The following is a 23,906-nucleotide window of genomic DNA, read 5'->3' as shown; positions in this document are numbered from 1 at the left end:
GACCATGCATAATGGTCGGTTTTTTTATATGCTTAACAAAGAATCAAACGAAAGTGTGAGGCGGTATTTTTGTGTCAACGAGTTTTCTTATAACCATTGTTGTTAGTGCCGCGCTAGCATTAGGTGTCGTGTTAGTTTGTATTGGGTTGCTACGATATTACCAACAACGTCAAGCTCAGCAACAACTGGAGTTAGAGCAACTTGAGAAGCGGTGTGGCCGCATTGCTGACTTGCTGAACATCATCACGGATCGCTATATACCCCTGACGACCAAATTAGTACTAGTTGAGTATCTTGTCGCTAGTATCTCGACGTTAATTCGCCACAAAATGGGGCGATCCTTAGAGCCAGAATTACCTGGTTTTATACAGCTGCTTGAAGAGTTAAAAATCAGCCAACAAGCGACGCTAAAAGACCGTGTTCAAACTCATGTTCAGCTTTCTCAAGTTCAGCAAGGGCTACAAGCGCTCCCCCTTCTTTTGAGAGGACTGGTGACCAATGATTTATTGGATAAGGCTACGGCAAAGGACCAAGTAACTCAAATTCGGTTCTTTTTTCACCTGGCTCATCATGACTTGCTAGTGAAAGAAGCGGATGGCTGCTTAGAGCTGGATAAGAAAGCTGCGGCACTGGATAAACTTCGACAGGCACTTGCTGAAATGGAAAAAGTTGCATCATTCGAGCAAGCTGGACAGGTCATTGAATCTTTGAATGGCACCATTCAGCGCATTGAAAATGAATTATTTGGAAAAAGCGCTAGAGTAAGCTAAGTCCTTTTGATATAAGAAATAAGTTATATAAATAAACTTTCTATCACGGCGCTTTGGAAAACGGAACTTATGACAGCAATCATCGTTACGCTACTGCTGTTGATTATTGGTGGCTTTATTGCTTTTGCTATCTATCTTCAGCTTAAAGAACAAGCGCGCATAGAGCGTTTGCGTAAAGCAGCATTGCTTAATAATCAATTACGCCAAGTTCGTCGTTACCTTGATGAAATGCCTGCTCAATACCAGCCGAAGGACATGCGCCTGTGGCTATACAGCCGTATGATTGGCCTGTGTGATGAGCTATTGGCTATACAAGCTGATGAGCCTCTTTCAAGGCGTAGGCGTTTTTTACAAGAAGAAATGTCCCAGTTTCAAGCCAGTAAGGAAAAACGCCGTGCTAAGCCTGTCGTGGATGAAATCCAGATCATGGAGCTGAAGCGTTTATTTGAGTCTTTTCATGGCTATTTGTTATCTACCAAGAGTAACAAGCAGATTGATGATGAGTCTTTTGCTCGGTTTGATGAAATGCTGCACTGGTTTCGTTATAAGGTAAACGCTGATCATCATTCTTACCTTGCTCGTCAGTTCTTTTTGACCCAAAAAATGGATGATGCCATCAATGAATATCAAGAAGCGATTAACCAACTAAAGCCCATTGAAGAAAAGCCTGAAGCCGCAGAGTTAATTAATAAATTTGTTGAAACGATCCAAGAAATTCAAGACGACATGGCCTTGCAGCAAAGAGAGGCTGAGTTAGAGGCTGAAGAGCAAGGTGACAACGAAGCAGAAGAAGAGCTCGATAACGAGTGGCAGCGGTTCATGGAAGACGGAGAGTTTCAGCGTAAGAAACATTTTTAACCTGTCTAGGATGACGATTTTTTCATTATTTCCTCATTGTCGCCAGTCATAAGATCTGGCAATTTACCTCGATCTTTTCTTTAACTTTATGGAATAAAGTATGAGTTTGGCGCTCTTGTCGGTTTTCGTTCCGACGTTCTTCTTTGTCTCGATTACACCAGGTATGTGCATGACGTTAGCCATGACGCTTGGTATGACTATCGGCGTAAAACGCTCGTTGTGGATGATGTTGGGCGAGCTGACTGGTGTCGGCTTGGTCGCACTATTGTCGTCTATTGGTGTGGCTGCCCTGTTGTTAAACTACCCAACTTTCTTCGTGTTATTTAAATATGTGGGGGGGGCTTACCTTGCGTATTTGGGTGTCCAGATGTGGTTATCACGAGGGAAAATGGCGATCAAAACCGAAGAGAATACGCGTCCGGCTAGTGTATTTGAGCTAATCTCCCAAGGCTTTGTTACTGCCATCGCTAACCCCAAAGGATGGGCTTTCTTTGTTGCGTTACTGCCGCCTTTTTTACAGGCGGATGAACCTTTAGGACAGCAATTATTCAGTCTGATCACCGTGATTCTTGCCCTAGAGTTTTGTTGCTTGCTCATTTACGCATCGGGTGGGCGAACGTTGCGTTCCTTGCTACTGAAAAGTGGCAACGTTCGTATTATGAACCGAATTGCGGGTTCCCTAATGTTAGGTGTGGGTATCTGGCTCGCATTCGGTTAACGCTTTGTCTCTTTGGTTGATTTCTTTCGAGTGTAGTTGCGCTTTTTTGATGTGCTCTTCTTCTTTGTAAAAGGTTTCGCTGCTTGCTTTGGAAGAGACGCGAAAGCTGTCATGTTGCCCGTTTTCGCAGTTTGAATTAGGGTGTTGAGAGCGTCTTCAAGCTCATGCATAAAGTGCTGATATGACTGCTGGTTTAAGCTAATGTCATTAAGCATCGCTTCCCATTTTGCCGTCATATCAGGAACGGTAGTGCTTTCAGGAAGGGCGTCGATCAGCGCTCTTCCTGCTGCCGTGGCATGAATCTGCTTACCTTCTCGTTGTAGAAAGCCGCGTTTAAACAGTAATTCAATAATGCCAGCTCTGGTTGCTTCGGTACCTAAGCCATCGGTTTCTTTCAATATCGCCTTGATTGCTTTATCGCTTACAAACCGATTTATCCCCGTCATGGCAGCCAACAAGGTTGCATCGGTAAATGCATCAGGTGGTGTTGTTTGTTTTTCAAGTACTTCACCAACGCGACAATGTAGCGTTTGATTGACGGTTAACTGTGGTAGCTCGGGTTCTTCTTTTTTGCTCCTTGGCATCAGTGATTTCCAACCTTCATTGATCACAGTGACACCTTGTGCGATAAACTGACCACCTTCAATTTCTACCACAATCTTGGTCGCTAAATACTCGTATGCAGGCATGAACTGAATCAGGTACTGACGTGCGATCAGTTCAAAAATTTTTCTTTCATCTGCGCTTAATTTTGGAAAAGCACTTAATTGTTGAGTGGGAATGATCGCGTGGTGTGCCCCAACCTGCTTGTCATTCCACGCTTTACTTTTCTGTGTGGGGTTTGCTTGTTGCGCAGCCGTTTGATATGGCAAAGACATCTCTTTAAGTTTTGATACGATGCTACTTGCTTGGGCAAACTGTTCTGTTGGTAAGTAGCGGCAATCTGAGCGCGGGTAAGTGATCATTTGGTGACGCTCGTAGAGCGCTTGGCATGTGTCGAGTACCTTCTGAGCATTCATGGAGAAGGCTTTTGCCGCATCTATTTGCAACGCTGAAAGATTGTAAGGCAATGGAGCATTTTGCTTTTTGGGTGTCTTATCAAACTGTTTTACAAAACCTGGTTTATCGGTGATCCGTCGAGCCACGTTTTCTGCAAGGGGGCGACTGAGCACTCGTCCTTCTTCATCTTGATAAGGTGCGCAGGCTTCACTCGGTTGCCATTTCGCTTGAAATGGAAATGAGTCCGTTTCAAGGTGCGCAATCACCTGATAGAAGTCTTTCGCGACAAATGCTTCACGTTCTTTGTCGCGTTTCACTACGAGCCCAAGAACTGGTGTTTGCACACGCCCAACCGATAGCACACCGTTGTAACCCGCTTGTCGTCCTTTTACGGTATAGGCTCGTGTTAGATTGATACCATATAGCCAATCAGCTCTAGAGCGGGCCAGTGCGGAGCGTGACAGGGCGGCGAATTCAGAATTTAAACGAAGCTTATTGAGTGACTTTTTTACGGCCGCCGGCGTTAGGTCGCTAATCAAAAGACGCTGGGTTTGATCAAGTTTGTATTTTGGGACCTTCGCGAAATGTAATACTTCATCAACAAGGAGTTGACCTTCGCGGTCAGGGTCGCCTGCATGGACTATTTGCTGAGTATTTTTGAGCAGTTTTCTAACCACACCGAGCTGTTTTTTTGTGTTGCTTTTGGCCTTCCACTGCCACTCTTGTGGAACAATAGGTAAGTGGTCTAGCTGCCATTGTTTGTAATGGGGAGCGTAATCTTGAGGTTCTGCTAATTCTAGCAAATGGCCAATACACCAAGTGACACAATCACCATTAGGTAATTCAATATAACCATCATGTTTTTTCTGAGGCTTGGGAAGGGCACTAGCAATCGCGCGTGCAAGGCTTGGTTTTTCAGCGATGTATAAGATCATGGATGCACAAAGATTATTACGTGTATGGTTATTTATACAGTATTTTGTGCATCCAAGTCTATTGTCGTCGTTTTTACTTAATAATCGGTACGACGAGAACGGGAATACGGCTGTGGTGGACAACCTTGTTGGCCGTCGAGCCGATCACCATCTGACCGATTTTGCTGTGTGTGCGACTATTCATAACAATGAGATCAGCACCAACTTTCTCAGCTGTTTTCTCAATGGCTTCGGCTGGAACGCCGTTTACCACCTCGATTCGCGGTGTTTCACTTAAGTTGTTCATGTCGTCAGCGTGAGTTTGAGTAAACTCTGCAAGGTAAGTCGTCATACGTTCTTTGACAGATTGTACGGCTTCATCGCGCATGGTTTTGACTGTCTGTTCTGACATGTAGTTATGAATCATATTAGCAGCTTGGGCACTAATAGGTTCCATAGCATGCATAAGAACGACTTTTGCCTGATTAGAAATCGCAAGGTTCATGACCAGTTCCATGGCTTGAGTTGTTTTTGGCTCTAAATCACAGGCATATAAGATTGTATTGATTTTCGGTAGCATCACTTTTCTCCTCACTCGGATAAAATGTAGTCTAATCCTTATTGACTAAATTGAAGTGACTTACATCAATAGGGCTTCCGACTTATAAAATATTCTTCTGATTCATACTGTCGTAGTAACCGTCAGCAATGAAGCCGAATGCAGCAATTGTCAGGATCGCTCCAACGAAGGCGATCGTGCTCCACTTTTGTTGAGCTTGTGTCGGGGTAATTAGGGAAGAAACGATTTTTTTCATGATTTGCTTCCTGTTAATGATATCTATAGTAAATGATAATTAATATCATTAATGAAGTCTATAGTTTGTTTCTAACCTGGTTGTCGGCATTGTTAAGTGGTTATGGTATCCTTGCCGCCGAATTTATAACGACACAAAAGAGATTACATTATGTCTGAACTGTCTTTTGACACAAACGAAGCGAAAATCGCGTACGGTATCGGTCGTCAGATCGGTGATCAGCTACGTGGTAGCGACCTTGGTGAACTATCTTTGGATCACCTATTTGCAGCTATTAAAGATGCGCTAAACGAGCAGCCAATGGCAGTTCCAGCGGCAGAACTTGAAGCGGCTTTTGCTGAGCTTCAAGAAAAAATGGAAGCAAAGTCTAAAGCAGCGGCTGCAGAAACTGTTGCAGAAGGCGAAGCTTTCCTTGCTGAGAACAAAGCACGCGAAGGTGTTCAAGTTACTGAATCTGGTCTTCAGTTTGAAGTGATCGAAGAAGGTACAGGAAATCAACCTGTTGCGTCTTCTACTGTTCGTGTTCACTACGAAGGTCGTCTAGTTGACGGTCAGGTATTCGACAGCTCTATCGCTCGTGGTGAGCCGATTGAGTTCCCGCTAGCTGGCGTTATTGCTGGTTGGACTGAAGGTCTTCAACTAATGAAGGAAGGCGCTAAGTACCGCTTTGCAATTCCTTCTGATCTTGCTTACGGTGCTCAAGGTGCTGGTGCGATGATCAAACCACATTCTGTATTGGTATTTGACGTTGAGCTAATCGCTATCGTTTAATCAACCATACCCATAAAAATAGGAGCCTCGGCTCCTATTTTTTTGTCTTGCAAAACATCCAACACGCGCTAGATGTCCCGCACCATTTTGACGTGTGGTTTGCCGGCTTCCATAAAAATCTTGCCATCGGTTTTAAAACCGTGAGTTTGATAGAAGATCTGCACATCCACCATCGCGTGCAAAAATACCTGCTGGAGCTGCATTTCTCGCGCTACTTGAATCGCTTTGCGCAGTAATAGGTTACCATTTCCTTGGTGGCGATAATTAGGGAGTACCGCCAATCGGCCTATTTGTCCATCTGAAGTCAGGCGACAGACACCGACCGGAACCGCAGTTGTGCCAAAAGCAACGAAATGAACGGCGTCTTCATCTTTACCATCCCATTCATCCTGTTCATCAATACCGTGTTCGATGATGAATACCTGTCGGCGAACAAAGGTTAATTGTGCTTTACTACTGTTCCAATCAGATGTCAGTACTTTCATGCCGTTACTCGTCCTCGTAGGGCAATGCGACAATGGCTTGATGCTGAAGCAAAAAGCGCAATGTGTCAGGTAGTTGAGGGTGTTTTGTTAGGTCCAACCCACTGAAATCGAATTCTTCTTGGTCACAAATCGCTTGGACAAAATCAACCAAGTCGGCATCCAGTTTTAGGGCGTTGCCATTACAGTATAGTGTGCAAGTGGACTCTGCATCATTTAGATAATAACAGAGACGTGCATCACCCGGTCGGATAAAGGTATCGCCGTTTTGTGCTTGGGCGAAGGTTTCCGCAAGTTCTTCATCATTAAGTTGTGCACTGTACTCTGGGTACTTGCTTTCACTCATGGTTTCACCAAGCCAATTCGCTAACTCAGTCGGAGAGTCGATTAACGTCAGCAGTTTCTGTCTTAGGTGTTCAATATCACTGTTTTGGATTTGTGCATGATGGTCACGTTCCAGTGGCTCAGGTGCTGCGAAACGGTTCTTTTCGTTAATGTCTTCGCAGAGCTTATCCGTGATACCTTGAAGAGCTGCTTGTACCGAGGGCGCTCGGAAGCCAACAGAAAAGGTCATGCATTCGCTATCTAACGCTCGGCCGTTATGCGCAAAGTTAGGCGGCAAATATAAGATATCGCCTGCTTCCAGCTCATAATCTTGCTCTGGATCGACATCAAAGTTATCTAAAATATGAAGCTTGATGCCTTCAATATTTGAATCTTGATATTGCTCCGGTGCGAGCACTTGCCAGCGGCGCTTGCCTGCCATTTGGACTAAAAAAACGTCGTATTGATCGTAATGAGGGCCGACGCTACCGCCTTCAGTGGCGTAGCTGACCATCACATCATCGACGCGCCAACTGGGTAGAAAGTGAAAGCGTTCTTTCAACGTCTGTACTTCAGGCACCCAATGATCTACCGCTTGGACTAAAAGCGTCCATTCTCGCTCCGGCAGGGTGGCAAAGGTATCCTCGTTAAAAGGGCCTTGCAGTAATTGCCAAGGTGTCTCGCCTTGTTCAATAACGATACGAGATTCCACTTCGTCTTCCATGGACAGGCCAGCCAACTCATCTGCAGCAATAGGCAGATCAATGTCTTTTGCACCTCCTCGGATCAGCAAAGGTTTTTTTTGCCAGTACTCTTGGTAGAAGGTTTTTGCGCTCATGCCAGCGAGAATGGTCAGTGGCGTATCGATATTCATAGTCAGTTCTCATCAAAAAAAAGAGCCGTTAGAAAACGGCTCTTTGTATCTAAGAAATAGCATTGGTTGCTGAATTAGCCGCGAATCGCTTTCGCTTGCGCTACGGCGTTACCAATGTAGTTTGAAGGAGTCAGTGCTTTAAGCTCTTCTTTCGCTTGCTCTGGAAGTTCAAGCTTATCAACAAACTCTTGCATGATTTCTTGGTTGATCGTGCGACCACGAGTTAGCTCTTTAAGCTTCTCGTATGGTGCTTCGATACCGTAGCGACGCATCACGGTTTGAATTGGCTCTGCCAATACTTCCCAAGAGTTGTTTAGGTCTTCGTTCAGACGAACAGCGTTGATTTCTAGTTTGCTGATGCCTTTTAGAGACGCTTGGTAAGCGATCAAGCTGTGTGCAAGACCCACACCTAGGTTACGTAGAACCGTAGAGTCTGTTAGGTCACGCTGCCAGCGAGAGATTGGTAGCTTAGCGCTTAGGTGGCCCATGATTGCATTAGCGATGCCCAAGTTACCTTCAGAGTTTTCAAAGTCGATTGGGTTAACTTTGTGCGGCATAGTTGAAGAGCCGATTTCACCAGCGATCGTTTTCTGTTTGAAGTAGCCTAGAGAAATGTAGCCCCAAACATCACGGTCGAAGTCGATCAAGATAGTATTGAAACGACAGATCGCATCGTATAGCTCAGCGATGTAATCGTGTGGCTCGATCTGAGTGGTGTATGGGTTCCAAGTAAGGCCAAGAGAGGTTACAAACTTCTCTGCATGTGCTTGCCAGTCAACTTGAGGATAAGCAGAAAGGTGAGCGTTGTAGTTACCTACTGCACCGTTAATCTTACCTAGGAACTCAACTGCTTCAACTTGCTTGATTTGACGCGCAAGACGAGCTGCTACGTTCGCCATTTCTTTACCTACCGTACTTGGAGACGCAGTCTGACCGTGGGTACGAGATAGGATAGATTGTTCCGCATGTTCGATAGCCAATTCTTCGATTGCAGCTAGAACCGCTTTCATCTCAGGAATGATGGCTTCAGCTAGCGCTTCGTTTAGCATTAATGCGTGAGAAAGGTTGTTGATGTCTTCAGACGTACAAGCGAAGTGTACGAACTCAGAAACAGCTGCTAGCTCGGCGTTGTCTGCAATTTTGCCTTTGATGAAGTACTCAACCGCTTTCACATCGTGGTTAGTCGTTTTTTCGATGTCTTTGATGGATTGCGCATCCGCTTCAGAGAAGTTTGCAGCCAAATCATCTAGGATCGCATTTGCTTCCGCACTAAGTGCTGGTACTTCAGAAATTTCAGGGTGCGCAGCGAGCGCTTGAAGCCAACGTACTTCCACGATAACACGCATACGTAATAGGCCGTACTCGCTAACAGAGCGGCGTAGCGCGTTAGTTTTAGAGCCGTAACGACCGTCGATCGGGGAAATCGCATTTAAGCTGGTTAATTGCATTGAGTAAACGCCTCGAACATGGTTTTTCAGGGAGCGGGTATTATAGGGGAATAGGCCGTTAATCGCTACGCAAAGGCACTGTTAACATTCTGAAATCGAAAATTCATAGCACTGACAAAAAGATACGTTATTGTCTTTGCGAGAATTTTTAGGGTTCTTAATATATACACGCTTAAATCTGAATCCATTTTAGGAGTTGTTGTGACGATAAACCGGTTGTTTACCCTAGCCATTGCCATAGTTGTGGTTGCTTTGTTGGGATTGTTTGCAATTAGTGCGTATGGATTAAAGCAGAGCGAACATGCGATCAAGGAAGAAGTTGAATTGGCCCACGCGATGGGGGCAATGAAGGATGCTAGGTATTACACCGTCCAAATTCAACAGTTCCTAACGGATATGGGGGCAACCCGTGACAATGATGCCCTTTCGGAAGCCAAGCAAAGTTTAGTGTCTGCTAAGGCAAGCTTGGACCAGCTAGTGACTTATATTCCTGATTATCAGACTCAAGTCGTTTCTCTGAAGTCGCAACTGGATGCTTTGTATCAATCCGGTTACACCATGGCGCAAGCTTACATTAATGAGGGAACGGAAGCCGGTAATCGCCTAATGAAAGGTCCAGGTGGCTTAGATGATGCGTCTGCAACGTTATCTGATTCTTTAAATGTCATTGCTGAAGAGATAAACCAACAATTAGAAAAAAGCTCTGTGGTTTCCATTGAGTACATTTTAACCGCTGAGCGTGCGACATTAATCAGTAGCATTATTTCTGCCTTGGTGATTATTTCCGTAATGTGGCTTTTGCGTCATCGTACGTTGCCTGATATTCGTAAACTGGAGCACTCTCTTCACGATATCGCTCAAGGCGCTCGTGATTTAACGGTGCGTTTAGATGAAGCTGGCAAGGATGAATTGGCAGACGTTGCTAAGAGTTTTAACCGCTTCATCGCTAATTTAAATACCCTGATTGGTACGGTGCAAAATCAGTCCCATGAACTATCCAGTGTCGGTGAGCAAATGCTACAAGCCTCAGAGCGAACTCGCTTAGGCATGGAAGAGTTACAGCACGAAACATTAGGGATTGCTGGAGCTGTAGAGGAAATGCAGGGGACCATCCGCTATGTTGCCGAGGGTGCTGACCAAACCGCGAATGCCGCAAAAGAGTCAGATGTGTATGCCCGAGAAGTGACGGCGATTGTGTCAGATAATGCTTCGTCCATTACCCGTTTGGCGCAAGGGGTAGACAGTGCCGCATTGGCTTTGCAGGCGTTGGAGAGTCAAACGGCGGATGTGGGATCGATCTTGGATGTTATTCGAGATATTGCTGATCAAACCAATTTATTGGCTTTGAATGCGGCCATTGAAGCGGCGCGTGCAGGGGAGCAAGGACGTGGTTTTGCAGTGGTAGCTGATGAAGTAAGAACTCTTGCTCAACGCACGCAAGAATCCACAGAGCAAATCCAAGACATGATCACCAAGTTGCAAGGTGGCGCACACGAAGCGGTTAAAGTGATGGGGGCAAGCAAGCAACAAGCCGAAGAAACCGTCGTGAAATCCAGCGAAGCCACAGCCGCACTTACGAAAATCGCGTCGACTATTTCAGGAATGTCGGCGAAGGCGACTGAAATTGCAACGGCAATGGAGCAGCAAGCGGCAACGGCGCAAACCATTGACGGTCGTATTCGCATGATTCGTGATGAAGCTATGACAACCAGCGTCAATGCCACTCAAACCAACCAAGCTTCTAAAACGGTTCTGAATCAGGCATCTTCATTAAGCCAAATGGTCAGTTCCTACCGAGTTTAATCTTCTCATTTATCTACAAAGGCGCTCAGGCGCCTTTGTCCTTTCTTATGCCTTTCGACACTTGAATTTGAGCGTCGGTTTTAGTCTCTCTAAAGTCGTTTCCAGCCTCTAAACGTTTTTTTCTTAGTCATAAACTGAGTTCATCAGAAGGTCTTCCTTCCCCTAATCCTATCTTTGTATTAAAGGAAAAAACGATGAACGCAGCAGAATTACATGATCAAGCCATTGTGATCGATGGCTTAATTTGTGCGAAATGGAATCGCGAACTGTTTGAAGACATGGCGAAAGGAAAGTTAACTGCCGCAAACTGCACTGTGTCGTTTTGGGAAAATTTTGAAGGCACGGTTCGCAACATCGTTGAAATGAACCAGTTAATCGAAGCCAACAGCGATCTACTCACAAAAGTTTACACAACCAAAGACATTCTTCGTGCGAAAGAAGAAGGGAAGACTGGGGTCATGATGGGCTTCCAAAATGCCCACGCTTTCGAAGATCAGATCGGCTACGTACAGGTGTTCAAAGACCTTGGCGTTGGCATTGTTCAAATGTGTTACAACACGCAAAACCTCGTGGGTACCGGATGTTACGAGCGTGATGGCGGTTTATCAGGTTTTGGGCGTGAAATTGTGGCTGAAATGAACCGAGTGGGTATGCTGTGCGACCTGTCTCATGTGGGGCCGAATACTGCTAAAGAAGTCATCATCGAATCGAAAAAGCCTGTTGCTTACTCGCATTGCCTTCCTTCAGGTCTAAAAGAGCACCCACGAAACCGTTCTGACGAAGAGCTGAAGTTCATCGCCGATAATGGTGGCTTCGTTGGTGTGACCATGTTCACACCATTCCTCCGTGCAGGGGTTAACGCAACTGTCGATGATTACGTTGAAGCCATTCAATACGTCTACAACATTGTGGGTGAAGATGCGATCGGCATTGGCACTGACTTTACCCAAGGCCACGGGGAAGACTTCTTCGAATACCTTACCCATGACAAAGGCTATGCCCGCCGTTTAACACGTTTCGGTGAAATCATTAATCCAAAAGGCATTCGTACGGTTGGGGAGTTCCCAAATCTAACGGAAGCACTTTTGCGTCATGGTTTTACTGAACGCCAAGTCTGCAAAATCATGGGTGAAAACTGGGTCAACTTGTTACGTGAAATCTGGGGTGAGTAACAATTAACCAAAGTGTCGAAAAACGTCTTTTCGATAGGGCAGAGAGTCGATTTCGGAAAAGTGACCAGTCTGTCGATTTGATTAAATGATGTCTTAACACGCGATATGCGATCCAGAACAGCAGAATTTGAGGTTTTAAAAATGGGTGTACACGCTCCTGAAATGCCAATTGAAATAGACGATGAAACTGGGGTTTGGACAACGGATGCGTTGCCTATGCTGTATGTGCCACGTCACTTCTTTGTAAACAATCACATGGGAATCGAAGACGAGATTGGCGCAGAACGATACGCGGAGATTCTTTATAAAGCAGGTTACAAGTCTGCTTACTTCTGGTGTGAACAAGAAGCAGAGTGCCATGGAATTTCTGGCGCTGATGTATGGCATCACTATCTAAAACGTCTGTCTCAACGCGGTTGGGGCTTCTTTATCACCGAGGAGCTAGACATCGAGAAAGGCACAGCAAAAGTGAGATTAGAGAACTCAGCTTTTGTTTACCACTATGAAAAAATCCACGGGAAAAAAGTCAATCGCAAGATTGATTACATGTTTACTGGTTGGTTTGCAGGTGCCTTAGACCAGATTGCAGAAGCCCAAGGATTAGCTGTTCGTACCAAAGCAGAGCAAACACAGTGCGCAGCAGAGGAAGGTTGCGATGTGGGTTACTTCGAAGTAACGCCGCTTTAATTATTACTAAAAATTGTCAGTCTATTGTTTGAGAAAGGCGGGGTTCTACTATGTCCCAGTTTGATGTGCTGTTTCAGCCACTAAATATTAATAAATTAACCATTCGTAACCGTATTGTCAGTACGGCTCACGCAGAAGTGTACGCAACGGATGGAGGCATGACGACGGATCGTTATGTGAAATACTACGAAGAAAAAGCCAAAGGTGGATGTGGCTTGTGTATCTGTGGTGGTTCCAGTGTTGTCTCGATTGACAGCCCTCAGAGTTGGTGGAGCTCTGTTAACCTGTCAACAGACCGTATTATCCCGCATTTTCAGAACTTAGCTGATGCTGTGCATAAGCATGGCGGCAAAATCATGATTCAGATTTCCCATATGGGACGTCGCTCCCGCTGGGACGGTGAGAACTGGCCTAACCTAATGTCGCCATCTGGTATTCGTGAGCCGGTACACCGTGCTACGTGTAAAACCATCGAAGTGGAAGAAATCTGGCGTGTCATCGGCGACTTTGCCCAAGCTGCGCGTCGTGCGAAAGAAGGTGGCCTTGACGGTGTAGAACTGTCGGCAGTACACCAACACATGATTGACCAATTCTGGTCGCCACGTGTCAACAAACGTACTGACGAATGGGGTGGTACTTTCGAAGGCCGTATGAAGTTCGGTCTAGAGGTTGCCAAAGCCGTTCGTGCCGAAGTGGGTCCAGACTTCGTTGTGGGCATGCGTATCACGGGGGACGAGTTCCACCCAGACGGTCTAAACCACGACGACATGAAGCAAATTGCTAAGTACTACGATGACACTGGCCTAATCGACTACTTCGGTGTAGTAGGTTCTGGTTGTGACACGCACAACACATTAGCAAACGTGATTCCAAACATGAGCTACCCACCAGAGCCATTCCTACACTTGGCCGCGGGTATCAAAGAAGTCGTTAGTGTTCCTGTTATTCACGCACAGAACATCAAAGACCCTAACCAAGCCAAACGCATCATCGAAGCAGGTTATGTAGACTTTGTTGGTATGACTCGTGCACACATTGCTGACCCGCACTTCATTGCCAAGATTAAAATGGATCAAGTGGATCAGATTCGTCAGTGTGTGGGTGCAAACTACTGTATCGACCGTCAGTACCAAGGTCTTGATGTGCTTTGTATTCAAAACGCGGCGACGTCTCGTGAATACATGGGCATGCCTCATATTATCGAAAAAACCGAAGGACCAGTACGCAACGTCGTCATAGTGGGCGGTGGCCCTGGTGGTATGGAAGCAGCGCGTGTTGCAGCTGAGCGTGGTCATAAGGTGACTCTGCTAGAGCGTAACGACGAATTGGGTGGTCAGATCACGATCGCATCAAAAGCACCACAACGTGACCAAATCGCCGGTATCACTCGTTGGTTGGTAATGGAACTTGACCGTCTAGGCGTAGAGGTGAAAACGGGCGTTGCTGCTGACGCATCCGTAATCCGTGATCTACAACCAGATGTTTGTATCTTAGCAACGGGTGGTCGTCCATTTGTTGAGCAGAACCCAGAATGGGGCGCAGAGGAAGGCCTGAGTGTGTCGAGCTGGGATGTGTTAACTGGCAAAGTTGAGCCAGGTAAAAATGTCCTGATTTACGACACCATTTGTGAATTCTCTGGTATGTCAGCAGCAGACTTCTTGGCCTCCAAAGGCTCTTTAGTTGAGCTTGTAACCGATGATATTAAGCCGGGTGTTGGCATCGGTGGTACGACCTTCCCAACTTACTACCGTTCGTTATATGAGAAAGAAGTCATCATGACCTCTGACTTCTTGTTGGAAAAAGTATATCGCGAGGGTGACAGCTTAGTGGCGGTACTTGAGAACGAGTACACAGGTCAACGTGAAGAGCGTGTGGTAGACCAAGTTGTTATCGAAAACGGAACTCGTCCAAATGAAGAGTTGTACTACGAGCTTAAAGGTGAATCTCGCAACAAGGGACAGATTGATGTGGAGGCTTTGTTCGACATCAAACCACAGCCAATTCTTTCTGAAAGTGGTGATGGCATGATCCTATGGCGCCTAGGTGACTGTGTGTCTCAGCGTAACACTCACGCGGCGATGTACGATGCTTTGCGTCTGTGTAAAGACCTTTAACCGTTTAGCCATTCAAAACTAAACCAAAATACTGAACCCAAGAGGCGGCACTACGCCGCCTCTTTAATGTTACATGGGGTGAAAGATGGTTATCGACTGGTTACCTTCTATTCTAATTGTTGTGCTGTTGCTATTAGGCGTAATTGGCATGCTTCGCCGAGCGAGTCTATGGCGCGCGGGACAACCAGAAAAAGTCAATATTATCGCTGGTCTTATGGCGATGCCGGGGCGCTACCTGAAAGATTTGCACCACGTGGTAGAGCGCGACAAATACATGTCGAAAACCCACGTTGCAACCGGTGGTGGTTTTGTCCTATCTATGGTGCTGGTATTAGTGGTACACGTATTCAAAGTAGAGGAACAGATCGTTGCTTGGGCTTTGCTTGGCGCGTTATTACTAATGCTTGTGGGTGCCTTTTTTGTCTTCAAGCGTCGATTGAATCCACCTGAGCGCCTTTCAAAAGGCCCTTGGATGCGCTTGCCAAAAAGCTTAATTACATTTGCTTTAACGTTCATCGTTCTAACACTTCCTGCGGCAGGCATCCTCCCAGATGGAACCGGTGGTGTATTGCTTATTGCAGTGCTAAGTGTTGGTATCGTGATTGGTCTTGGCGAATTGTTATTTGGCATGGGCTGGGGTGGCCCAATGAAGCACGCCTTTGCAGGTGCGCTTCACCTAGCGTTTCACCGTCGTCCAGAGCGCTTCGGTGGTGGGCGTTCAACGGGGCTTAAGCCTGCGAATCTTGATGCGTCGGTGATTGGTGTTGCCAAGCCAAGTGACTTTAAATGGAATCAGCTGCTAGGGTTTGATGCCTGTGTACAGTGTGGTAAGTGTCAGGCAATGTGTCCTGCGTTTGCTGCAGGCCAGCCGCTTAACCCGAAAAAACTGATTCAAGATATGGTGGTGGGGCTTGCTGGTGGTAGCGATGCGAATTACGCAGGTTCTCCTTATCCAGGTAAAGAAGTGGGGCAGGCGAAAGGCAGCCCAAACGAGATCATTACAGCGGGTCTTGTGAGCCAAGAAACCCTTTGGTCATGTACCACTTGCCGTGCCTGCGTGGAAGAGTGTCCGATGATGATCGAGCATGTCGATGCCATCGTTGACATGCGTCGTTTCCTAACCATGGAAAAAGGCGAAACGCCAAACAAAGGCTCTGAAGTTCTAGAAAACATCATCGCAACGGACAACCCTGGTGGTTACGCTCCTGGTAGCCGTACTAACTGGGCGGCTGACCAAAACCTTGCGGTCATGAAAGACAAGAAAGAAGTCGACGTTCTATTCTGGGTGTCTGACGGTGCTTTTGATATGCGTAGCCAGCGTATTCTACGTGCCTTCGTGAAACTGATGAAAGCTGCTGACGTTGATGTAGCGATCCTTGGTGACGAAGAGCGTGACAGTGGTGACGTAGCTCGTCGTCTAGGTGATGATGCGACATTCCAAAGCCTTGCGAAACGCAACTTGGCAACGCTAGGCCAATACAAGTTCAACAAGATCGTAACGACCGATCCGCACGCTTACCATTGTCTGCGAAATGAATACGCTGACTTTGATAAAGACGGTGCTTTGGCTGGTGTTGAAGTGTTGCACCACACGACCTTCTTGAACCAACTCGTTCAGTCTGGCGCGCTTAAACTTGACGCTTTCAAGGGTGGTAAAGTGACTTACCATGATCCTTGCTACCTAGGTCGATACAACGGTGAGTACAAAGCGCCACGTGATCTATTACGTTCTTTGGGTATTGAAATCGCTGAAATGGAACGCTCTGGTTTCCGCTCACGTTGTTGTGGCGGTGGCGGTGGCGCACCGATCACGGATATCCCAGGTGAACGTCGTATCGCCGATATGCGTATGGAAGATGCGAGCGCTACGGGGGCTGAGCTTGTGGCAGTAGGTTGTCAGCAATGTACCGCTATGCTTGAGGGGGTTGTTGAACCTCGTCCACAAGTGAAAGACATCTCTGAAATCCTAGTGGATCAATTGATTGAGGAGGTTCACTAATGAGTGACATCATTCGTCGTGACCCACGTGCAGAATGGATTATGCGTAACCGTCTGCACCCACTACATGAGCAATACGCAAGTCAAGAAGAGGGTGGCGAAGTTCGCGGCCCATCTGGCTTGATTCGTAAGTTCCCGCATAAAGTTGGCTTTATCGGTCCGAACGGTATTAAACGTATTGACCGTCTTAAAGGTAACGCAACCGCACCGAAAGGTAAGCGTTCTGCTGCAGCGCAAGAGGTTCAATTGCCTCTGCATAAAGTGGATAGCCCTGATTACTACATCATGATGGTTGCGGATATGGTCGGTGGTCGTCTAACTGGACACGATAAAGATATCCTTGGTCTTGCGCACAAGCTGATCGTAGAGCAAGGCGGTAATGGTGCTGTTGTTGCTGTGTGCTTCGGTGAAGTGAAAGAAGATAACTTTGATACAGCAGGCGTTGACCGCGTGTTACATATCGAAGGTGAAGCCTTTGAAGGCTATGCTCCTGAAGCGCGAGTACAAGCACTGACTAAAGTGGAAGCGCAATACAGTGTTAAGCACTGGTTATTTCCAGACAGCATCCACGGTGGTTGTGATCTAGCTTCTCGTTTGGCTGCTCGTTTAGGTGAGCGTCCAGCGACACAGGCATGGCAAGTCAATGCTGAGCAAAGCGTAAGCCGTGGTGCTTCTGCGAGCTTAGACATCACGCGTCAAACACCTAAAATTCTGATGCTGCTTGAAGAATGTGCTGACGCCATTGACGAAACGCGTCATGAAGCGACACCAATGTTTTTGGATGATGTATCTGTTGCTGCTGCAACGATCAAAGATAAAGGTCTAATAGCTGTGGATCCAAACGCGATTCCAATGGCTGAGGCTGAGTTTATCTTGTCTGCGGGCAACGGTATCCATAACTGGGATCAGTTCCATGAAGCATCGAAAGTGTTGGGTGCAACAGAAGGTGCCAGCCGTGTGGCGGTCGATGATGGCTTTATGCCGCGTTCACGTCAGGTGGGTGCGACGGGTACTTGGGTTACGGCGCGAGTATACGTGGCAGTGGGTATCTCTGGTGCGATTCAGCATATGCAGGGTATCGGTCAAGTAGATAAAGTGGTTGCTATCAACACGGATGCGGGCTGTGACATGGTGAAACGTGCTGCGCTGAGTGTTATTGGTGACAGTGAAGAAATTCTTGCTGAATTGATGAAACTAGTTGCTGAGCACAAACAAACAAGCCTAAGCGATCAAGCGGAGGAGAATAGCAATGCCGCATAAAGTCATTTCTTTAATCTCTGTCGGTCGTCACCCTCAATCAGGTCGTTCGCGCCGTGCTGACCAGGACAGTCGTGCTGTTGAGCTTGGTCTTAAGCTTGCTGGAACAGATTTAGATGTCGTTCATGCGGGTAATGCAGAAGAGCCAGTACTTCGCCAATACGCGGGTATGGGACTGCAAAAGGTTACCGTGCTTGAGCAAACCGAAACTGCAGACGCAATTCCTGCATTGTCGAGCTACTTAAAAGCAGAAAAAGCAGATATCGTGTTAACTGGTGTTCGCTCTGAAAGTGGCGAGTCGTCGGGTATGACGCCTTACCTTCTTGCTGAGCAACTAGGTTGGCCTATTGTTGCTCGTGTGGCGGATATCGTTGAAATCAAAGATGGCGAAGCGCAGGTGCTACTGGCGCTTCCACGAGGTCAGCGTCGTCAAGTAACGGTTAAGCTGCCGTTTATTGCCTCCATTGATAATGCGGCGCAAGCGGCTCGTCAAAGTGCATTCGGTCCTGGTCTTCGTGCAAAAATGGATACGCAAACTGGCTCAACAGAAGAAGATAACGTTCGTGTTAACTGGAGCGAAGCGCCAGCGAAAGCCCGTCCTAAGCGTCTGAAAGTTGTCAAAGCTAAAACGGCAGCAGACCGCTTCAAAGCAGCTACTGCGAAGCCTCAAGGTGGTTTAGGTAAAGTGATGAAGAACGAGTCTGCTCAAGAAAAAGCGCAAGCGATCTTTGACTTATTAATTGAAGAGAAAGTGATTCGCTAGCCCCATTATTAAAGGGAATGGCGTCTATCCATTCCCTTTAATTTACGTTACCTTTCTAAGCTACTATCCCGTCAAGATATAGAGAGTAATGGACCATGATGATTGTAGATTTGATTGATGAAGTGGACTTCAAAGAAAAAATGCTAGGGATCGGCGTACCTGCCAAAGACTGTCAAACGTTGGCCGCGACGGAGCAAACAACCAAAGATTGGTTAGCCTCAAATCCCAATAACATCTCTGTATTGAAATCAGCGGTAGATGAATTAATTGCAACTCAAGCTACAATCTTACCTGAAGTTCATCAAGTCATGACGCGCCTGTTACAAAACGATTAATCTTTTCTGATAAGAAATTAGCATTTTCTTATATTTAAGGCGTAAAGCATTCAAACAATAAAAAAATCCTTTCTTCCCTTAACATCCTGTTTTCTATGCTTTATTTTAGAGCAAAAAAAGACTGTTCGAACAGTAGGAAACGGGCTTTGCCCCATGAAGAAGCGCCCGTAAATTGGGTTGATTTTAGTGTCTATGCTTAAAGTCAATGGTCGTCGTAAGTGGTCATTATGTGTTCAAACGCTGTCGTATTTGGACACCAAGTAAGCAAATAGTCGTCGTACTATCAATGTACGGTGCAAAAAATGTGCGCTCGTGAATAAGCTCATAATCAGAGTTTAAGACTAAAACTATTATATAAAACAGTGACTGTTCACCTAGACTCGAATGCTGGTGTGTCTAGGTGAGCGGTTGTTGATTCAACTAGGTGGAGTAACTTAATGGATCCAAAAATGAAGAGACGCCCAAAGTCGACGGATTACACGTCCGACTATAAAGCGGGGCAGGATAACGTCCAGATATTAGGGATGGATGTTAACAACCCTGTGTTTACGACAAGTGCATTAGTGATTATCGGCTTTATTGCATTTGCGCTACTTTTCCCTGCAGCAGCGAAAGAGTGGTTAAACGGTGCGAAAGGTTGGTCAATCGAGTCCTTTGACTGGTTGTTTATGATAGGCGGGAACATTTTCGTACTGTTCTGTTTGGCTTTGATTCTGTTGCCTGTTGGTAAAGTGCGTTTAGGTGGTAGTGAAGCTCGCCCTGAGTTTACAACATTATCTTGGTTCTCAATGTTGTTTGCAGCGGGTATGGGTATCGGTTTGATGTTCTGGTCTGTAGCTGAGCCTGTGGCTTACTTTACCGACTGGTGGGGAACGCCACTTAATGTTGAAGCTCGCACAGATGAGGCCGCTTCTGCTGCCATGGGCGCAACCATGTTCCACTGGGGTTTACACCCATGGGCGATCTACGGTGTTGTGGCGCTAGCACTGGCATTCTTCTCATTCAACAAAGGCTTGCCATTAACGATCCGTTCAGCATTCTACCCACTACTGGGTGAGCGTTGCTGGGGACCAATCGGCCATGTCATCGATATCATTGCGGTCATTGCTACAATCTTTGGTTTGGCAACATCCCTTGGCCTAGGTGCGACACAAGCCGCAGGTGGTTTGAACTTCCTGTTTGGTGTTGAGAATACCATTTCAACTCAGATCGGCATCATCATCGTTGTGACAAGTATTGCTGTGCTATCGGTCATGCGTGGCCTTGATGGCGGTGTAAAAGTGTTGAGTAATATCAACATGACATTGGCTGCCGTTTTAGTATTATTTGTAGCTATCTTCGGATCACTGATTGGTTTCTTCGGTCACCTATTTAGCACCACAGTTTCTTACGTCGAATACATTATTCCGCTTAGTAACTGGATTGGTCGCGACGACAACAAATTCTATGAAGGCTGGACAGTATTCTACTGGGCATGGTGGGTGAGCTGGTCGCCATTCGTAGGTATGTTCATTGCACGTGTTTCAAAAGGCCGTACGGTTCGCGAATTCATGATCGCAGTATTGTTGGTGCCAACGTTGGTATCTATTATTTGGATGTCTGCTTTTGGTGGCCAAGCGATAGATCAAGTACAAGGCGGCGTCGGTGCTCTAGCCGGCGGCCTAGGTGATGTATCCAGTGCGATGTTCCAGATGCTTGAAAATCTACCACTTAGTACTCTGACGTCAATTGTTGCGATCATCTTGGTATTGGTATTCTTCATTACATCATCTGATTCTGGTTCGCTGGTAATCGACTCGATTACTGCTGGTGGTAAAGTGGAAACACCTGTGCCACAGCGTATCTTCTGGGCATCGATGGTTGGTCTAATCGCAGGCGTGCTATTGTTCGGTGGTGGTTCTGAAGCACTAAGCTCACTACAGGCTGGTGCAGTAACAACAGGTCTACCATTCACTGTTATCCTACTGTTGATGTGTGTAAGCATTTACAAAGGTCTACGTTCAGAGCTTTACTAAGCTAAGTTTATAACTTACTCAGTAAGCTTCTAAAGAGAACCGCGTTAGCTTTGCTGGCGCGGTTTTTTTATAATTACCCATTATGCATAGTTAATTTTGTTTCAGAAAAATTAACGAGTTGCTATTATTTGCATGCTCTTTTGGTATTTCTTATGGGATTGCCGGGACGCTTAATAAAAAATATTTTCATTAAATGGAATTCTAGGAATTGATATGAAAAAAATTATCTTATCTGCAGTGTTAGCTACGGCTTCTGTCTCTTCTTTTGCTGCATACGGTCCAGCAGGTTGTGGTCTTGGTTCTGAAGTAATCTTCAAGGACGCTAACGAATGGCACGAGCATGTTCTTGCTGCGACGACAAACGGCACGTCAGGCAACCAAACTTTCGGTATGACGTCAGGTACTTTGGGTTGTGATATCCCTGATGCTCCTCTTGCTGGCGGCGTTGCGCTATTCATCAATGACAACCTTGAGCCTCTTGCAGTTGATTCTGCTAAAGGCGAAGGTGAGACACTAAATGCTCTTGCTGAGCTAATTGGTGTAGACGCTGCAGATAAAGCAGATTTCAACCAAGAAATCCAAGCAAACTTTGATGTGATTTTTGCTTCGGCAGACGTAACGTCTGAATCAGCATACCAAGATATCGTTAAAGTGATGGAGCGTTCACCTGTACTTGCTAAGTACCTAGGTTAATTCTTTCGCTTTGATTGAATAGAAGAGCGGCTTGTCCGCTCTTTTTTATTGAAATGGACTTTTATGCGTTCTCTTCTTATTTTTTCAGCTCTATCTGTTTTTGTTACGAATCAAGCTTATTCAAATGTTTTACCTGACGCTCAAATTGAGCAGCTGGCGAATGATCGTCAATGGCTCAGCATGCTTCATTACGAGCAAATTGGTGTTGTTAAGCAGCAAGGTAGTCAGATCGAAGATAGTACTTTTTTCTTAGCTTCAACTGGCCATCTTTCAGCAAAAGATGAGCTTATCGCGACGATCAATGCTTTTCAGCAAGCACCTACCCTAGATGATCCTAATAATACTGCGCAGTGTCGTTTTCCAGGACGATTGGCATGGTTACAAACTAAGTTGCCAGACTCTAATTTTTTCGAAATTAACTGCCCTGAATTTAACGAGTGGAAAGCACAGATTGATGCTGAAAAAGTCTATTTAGTGTTTCCTTCGGCTTATTTAAACAGTCCATCTTCAATGTATGGACATACATTGTTTCGAGTTAAAAAGCAGGATAACGACACACCACTATTAGATTTCGCCATAAACTATGCGGCTAATACAGACCCTAATGATAATCAGCTAGTTTTTAGCTATAAAGGATTGACTGGTGGTTATCCTGGTGTGGTGTCTGTAATGCCATATTACCAGAAAGTGAAAGAATATAATTTCCTTGAAAATAGGGATATCTGGGAATATGAGTTATTACTGACAGATCAAGAAGTTGATCAGTTTATTCGTCATATTTGGGAAATGAAAAGTACCTCTATGCCGTATTATTTCTTTTCTCAAAATTGCTCTTACCAGCTTTTGACTATGCTGGATGCTGCAAGTCCTAGACTCAATCTAGCGAGTCAATTCTCGTTATGGGCCATACCTGCTGATACGGTTAGAGAAATTAAAGCCCAAGGGGTATTAGGTGAGGCAACTTATCGTTCTTCATCATTGAACAATATTCAGAATATGCTGAAACAAGTTGATCAGCATAACATCGCTATAGCGAAGCGCTTAGTTGAGCTCCCAAGTCTAGATTTAGCTGAATTAAATGAATTAAGTACGGTTGATCAGGCTAAAACCCTTGATATCGCATATGAATACAGCCGTTATCTCTCAGCTCGTAAAAAGTCAACGCTAAAGCATCTCAATTCACGCTCAATTAAGCTCTTATCTCTTAGAAGTAAGTTGAGTGCTTCAAGTATTTTTTCTCCAGTTGAAAAACCACTTTTACGTGATGACCAGGGCCATGAAACTGCTCGCATAGGCATTGCGGCATTACGTCAGAATGATCAAAACTATGGTGTGATCGACTATCGGCCTTCGTTTCATGATGTTTTAGACCCACAAGGTGGATACCTAAAAGGCGCTGAGCTGTCTATGTTCAGTGGCTCACTTCGCTTTGATGATGAAGATCTTCAGCTTAATCATTTTAATATCGTTAACATTCATTCAATGGCACCCACTAATGCGCTAATGACACCTAAATCATGGCATATCAACGTCAGTTTGTTGCGTGATGTGCTCTATCAAGATGAATTAATATATCGTGCTCATGGCGGCGCAGGTATTACAAAGCAATTCACTTCGCATTCGTTGTTAGCAGGCTTTTTGAATGGACGACTCTCGCTAGATAATGACTTCGATAAGGGCTATGTGATGGAAGCTGGACCTGAGTTAAAGTGGGTTTGGAATAGAGAGAAAACAAGTATGTTAGCTAGTTATCAGTATCTAATTAATCCAAATAAACACGATTCAGTGAGACAAGAGGCTAGTGTTGGTTTGAGTTATCAGTTTGCTAAAGACTGGCAATGGCGAGCTTCTTATCAGTATTTAGAGATTGACCATAAGCATGAAGCGATTAGTCAGCTGTCCACCTTTTATTACTTCTAATTCACGATTCTCAATAATGCCTGCTCAATAGGGCAAACGTATAGAGTATGCTTTCAGCTGGTGCAAGATAAAACAGTTATCCGAAAACTGTTTTATCTTGGTGCTGTTTCAGAATGTAAGTGTCTTGTGTTTTTTTGTAGCTTGCTGATTTTAATAAACTTTATCTGAATCGTTTT

At 45.6% G+C, this 23,906-nt stretch carries 21 protein-coding genes; 15 read left to right on the top strand and 6 right to left on the bottom strand.

Annotation, left to right across the window (positions count from 1 at the left end; translation table 11 throughout):
• Positions 1-71: 71 nt before the first annotated feature.
• The 3 genes from C8D85_RS06040 (at position 72) to C8D85_RS06030 (ending at position 2,346) form a co-directional block, all read left to right on the top strand.
• Positions 72-770 carry a hypothetical protein gene (locus C8D85_RS06040; protein ID WP_133560587.1) on the top strand — a complete coding sequence of 233 codons (699 nt, stop codon included), beginning with the start codon at positions 72-74 and terminating at the stop codon, positions 768-770.
• 69 nt (positions 771-839) lie between these two features.
• Positions 840-1,628 (top strand): hypothetical protein, encoded by a 789-nt coding sequence (locus tag C8D85_RS06035; protein ID WP_133560585.1) that lies wholly within the window; start codon positions 840-842, stop codon positions 1,626-1,628.
• Between the two features lie 100 nt (positions 1,629-1,728).
• Entirely contained in the window at positions 1,729-2,346 is a 618-nt protein-coding gene (locus C8D85_RS06030; RefSeq protein WP_133560583.1) for a LysE family translocator, read from the top strand.
• Here the strand turns inward: C8D85_RS06030 and C8D85_RS06025 are convergent.
• From C8D85_RS06025 to C8D85_RS18070, 3 genes are all read right to left on the bottom strand, one after another.
• The gene (locus C8D85_RS06025; RefSeq protein ID WP_133560580.1) at positions 2,343-4,280 is read right to left on the bottom strand and encodes a DNA topoisomerase III; all 1,938 of its coding nucleotides are present in this window, start codon (positions 4,278-4,280) and stop codon (positions 2,343-2,345) included. The two genes, C8D85_RS06030 and C8D85_RS06025, sit on opposite strands and share 4 nt — an antisense overlap.
• 73 nt (positions 4,281-4,353) lie before the next feature.
• The gene (locus tag C8D85_RS06020) at positions 4,354-4,839 is read right to left on the bottom strand and encodes a universal stress protein (RefSeq protein WP_133560578.1); all 486 of its coding nucleotides are present in this window, start codon (positions 4,837-4,839) and stop codon (positions 4,354-4,356) included.
• 82 nt (positions 4,840-4,921) lie between these two features.
• Positions 4,922-5,074: a hypothetical protein gene (locus C8D85_RS18070; RefSeq protein WP_162847545.1), complete on the bottom strand. Its 153-nt coding sequence runs from the start codon at positions 5,072-5,074 to the stop codon at positions 4,922-4,924.
• A 150-nt stretch (positions 5,075-5,224) separates the two neighbouring features.
• Here C8D85_RS18070 and bamJ point away from each other — a divergent pair, with 150 nt between their 5' ends.
• Positions 5,225-5,845: a BamJ family beta-barrel-assembly machinery protein gene (bamJ, locus tag C8D85_RS06015; protein WP_133560576.1), complete on the top strand. Its 621-nt coding sequence runs from the start codon at positions 5,225-5,227 to the stop codon at positions 5,843-5,845.
• 68 nt (positions 5,846-5,913) lie between these two features.
• Here the strand turns inward: bamJ and C8D85_RS06010 are convergent, their stop codons facing one another.
• The 3 genes from C8D85_RS06010 to purB form a co-directional block, all read right to left on the bottom strand.
• Positions 5,914-6,330, bottom strand: a complete 417-nt coding sequence (locus C8D85_RS06010; RefSeq protein WP_133560574.1) for a GNAT family N-acetyltransferase — start codon at positions 6,328-6,330, stop codon at positions 5,914-5,916.
• 4 nt (positions 6,331-6,334) lie between these two features.
• Positions 6,335-7,525 carry a cupin domain-containing protein gene (locus tag C8D85_RS06005; protein ID WP_133560572.1) on the bottom strand — a complete coding sequence of 397 codons (1,191 nt, stop codon included), beginning with the start codon at positions 7,523-7,525 and terminating at the stop codon, positions 6,335-6,337.
• Between the two features lie 74 nt (positions 7,526-7,599).
• On the bottom strand, positions 7,600-8,973 hold the full coding sequence (gene purB, locus C8D85_RS06000; protein WP_133560570.1) for an adenylosuccinate lyase: 1,374 nt from the start codon (positions 8,971-8,973) through the stop codon (positions 7,600-7,602).
• Between the two features lie 201 nt (positions 8,974-9,174).
• On the opposite strand from purB, the gene C8D85_RS05995 reads away from it, so the two are divergent.
• The 11 genes from C8D85_RS05995 (at position 9,175) to C8D85_RS05945 (ending at position 23,730) form a co-directional block, all read left to right on the top strand.
• Positions 9,175-10,776, top strand: coding sequence for a methyl-accepting chemotaxis protein (locus tag C8D85_RS05995; RefSeq protein ID WP_133560568.1), 1,602 nt, complete (start codon positions 9,175-9,177; stop codon positions 10,774-10,776).
• Between the two features lie 194 nt (positions 10,777-10,970).
• Positions 10,971-11,948, top strand: coding sequence for a dipeptidase (locus C8D85_RS05990; RefSeq protein ID WP_133560567.1), 978 nt, complete (start codon positions 10,971-10,973; stop codon positions 11,946-11,948).
• Positions 11,949-12,089: 141 nt separating this feature from the next.
• A complete protein-coding gene (locus C8D85_RS05985; RefSeq protein ID WP_133560565.1) occupies positions 12,090-12,635 on the top strand; it encodes a DUF5943 domain-containing protein in 546 nt (181 codons plus the stop codon).
• Positions 12,636-12,685: 50 nt separating this feature from the next.
• Positions 12,686-14,749 carry a dimethylglycine demethylation protein DgcA gene (dgcA, locus tag C8D85_RS05980; protein WP_133560563.1) on the top strand — a complete coding sequence of 688 codons (2,064 nt, stop codon included), beginning with the start codon at positions 12,686-12,688 and terminating at the stop codon, positions 14,747-14,749.
• Between the two features lie 85 nt (positions 14,750-14,834).
• Positions 14,835-16,748: a (Fe-S)-binding protein gene (locus C8D85_RS05975; RefSeq protein WP_133560561.1), complete on the top strand. Its 1,914-nt coding sequence runs from the start codon at positions 14,835-14,837 to the stop codon at positions 16,746-16,748.
• Complete coding sequence (etfA, locus tag C8D85_RS05970; protein ID WP_133560559.1) at positions 16,748-18,007, top strand: electron transfer flavoprotein subunit alpha; 1,260 nt, start codon at positions 16,748-16,750, stop codon at positions 18,005-18,007. Before C8D85_RS05975 ends, etfA begins: the two co-directional genes overlap by 1 nt.
• Positions 17,997-18,767 carry an electron transfer flavoprotein subunit beta gene (gene etfB, locus C8D85_RS05965; RefSeq protein WP_133560557.1) on the top strand — a complete coding sequence of 257 codons (771 nt, stop codon included), beginning with the start codon at positions 17,997-17,999 and terminating at the stop codon, positions 18,765-18,767. The genes etfA and etfB overlap by 11 nt, the downstream gene beginning before the upstream one ends.
• A 95-nt stretch (positions 18,768-18,862) precedes the next feature.
• A complete protein-coding gene (locus tag C8D85_RS05960; protein WP_133560555.1) occupies positions 18,863-19,102 on the top strand; it encodes a hypothetical protein in 240 nt (79 codons plus the stop codon).
• A gap of 449 nt (positions 19,103-19,551) precedes the next feature.
• The gene (locus tag C8D85_RS05955; RefSeq protein WP_244936917.1) at positions 19,552-21,117 is read left to right on the top strand and encodes a BCCT family transporter; all 1,566 of its coding nucleotides are present in this window, start codon (positions 19,552-19,554) and stop codon (positions 21,115-21,117) included.
• Positions 21,118-21,330: 213 nt separating this feature from the next.
• The gene (locus C8D85_RS05950; protein ID WP_133560551.1) at positions 21,331-21,810 is read left to right on the top strand and encodes a DUF3015 domain-containing protein; all 480 of its coding nucleotides are present in this window, start codon (positions 21,331-21,333) and stop codon (positions 21,808-21,810) included.
• Positions 21,811-21,873: 63 nt separating this feature from the next.
• Positions 21,874-23,730: an Lnb N-terminal periplasmic domain-containing protein gene (locus C8D85_RS05945; RefSeq protein ID WP_133560548.1), complete on the top strand. Its 1,857-nt coding sequence runs from the start codon at positions 21,874-21,876 to the stop codon at positions 23,728-23,730.
• Positions 23,731-23,906: the final 176 nt, after the last annotated feature.

Source organism: Marinomonas communis, from assembly GCF_004363305.1.
Classification (GTDB): domain Bacteria; phylum Pseudomonadota; class Gammaproteobacteria; order Pseudomonadales; family Marinomonadaceae; genus Marinomonas; species Marinomonas communis.
The sequence above is the reverse complement of the archived record's forward strand: the minus strand, read 5'-3'. Positions and strand labels throughout refer to the sequence as shown.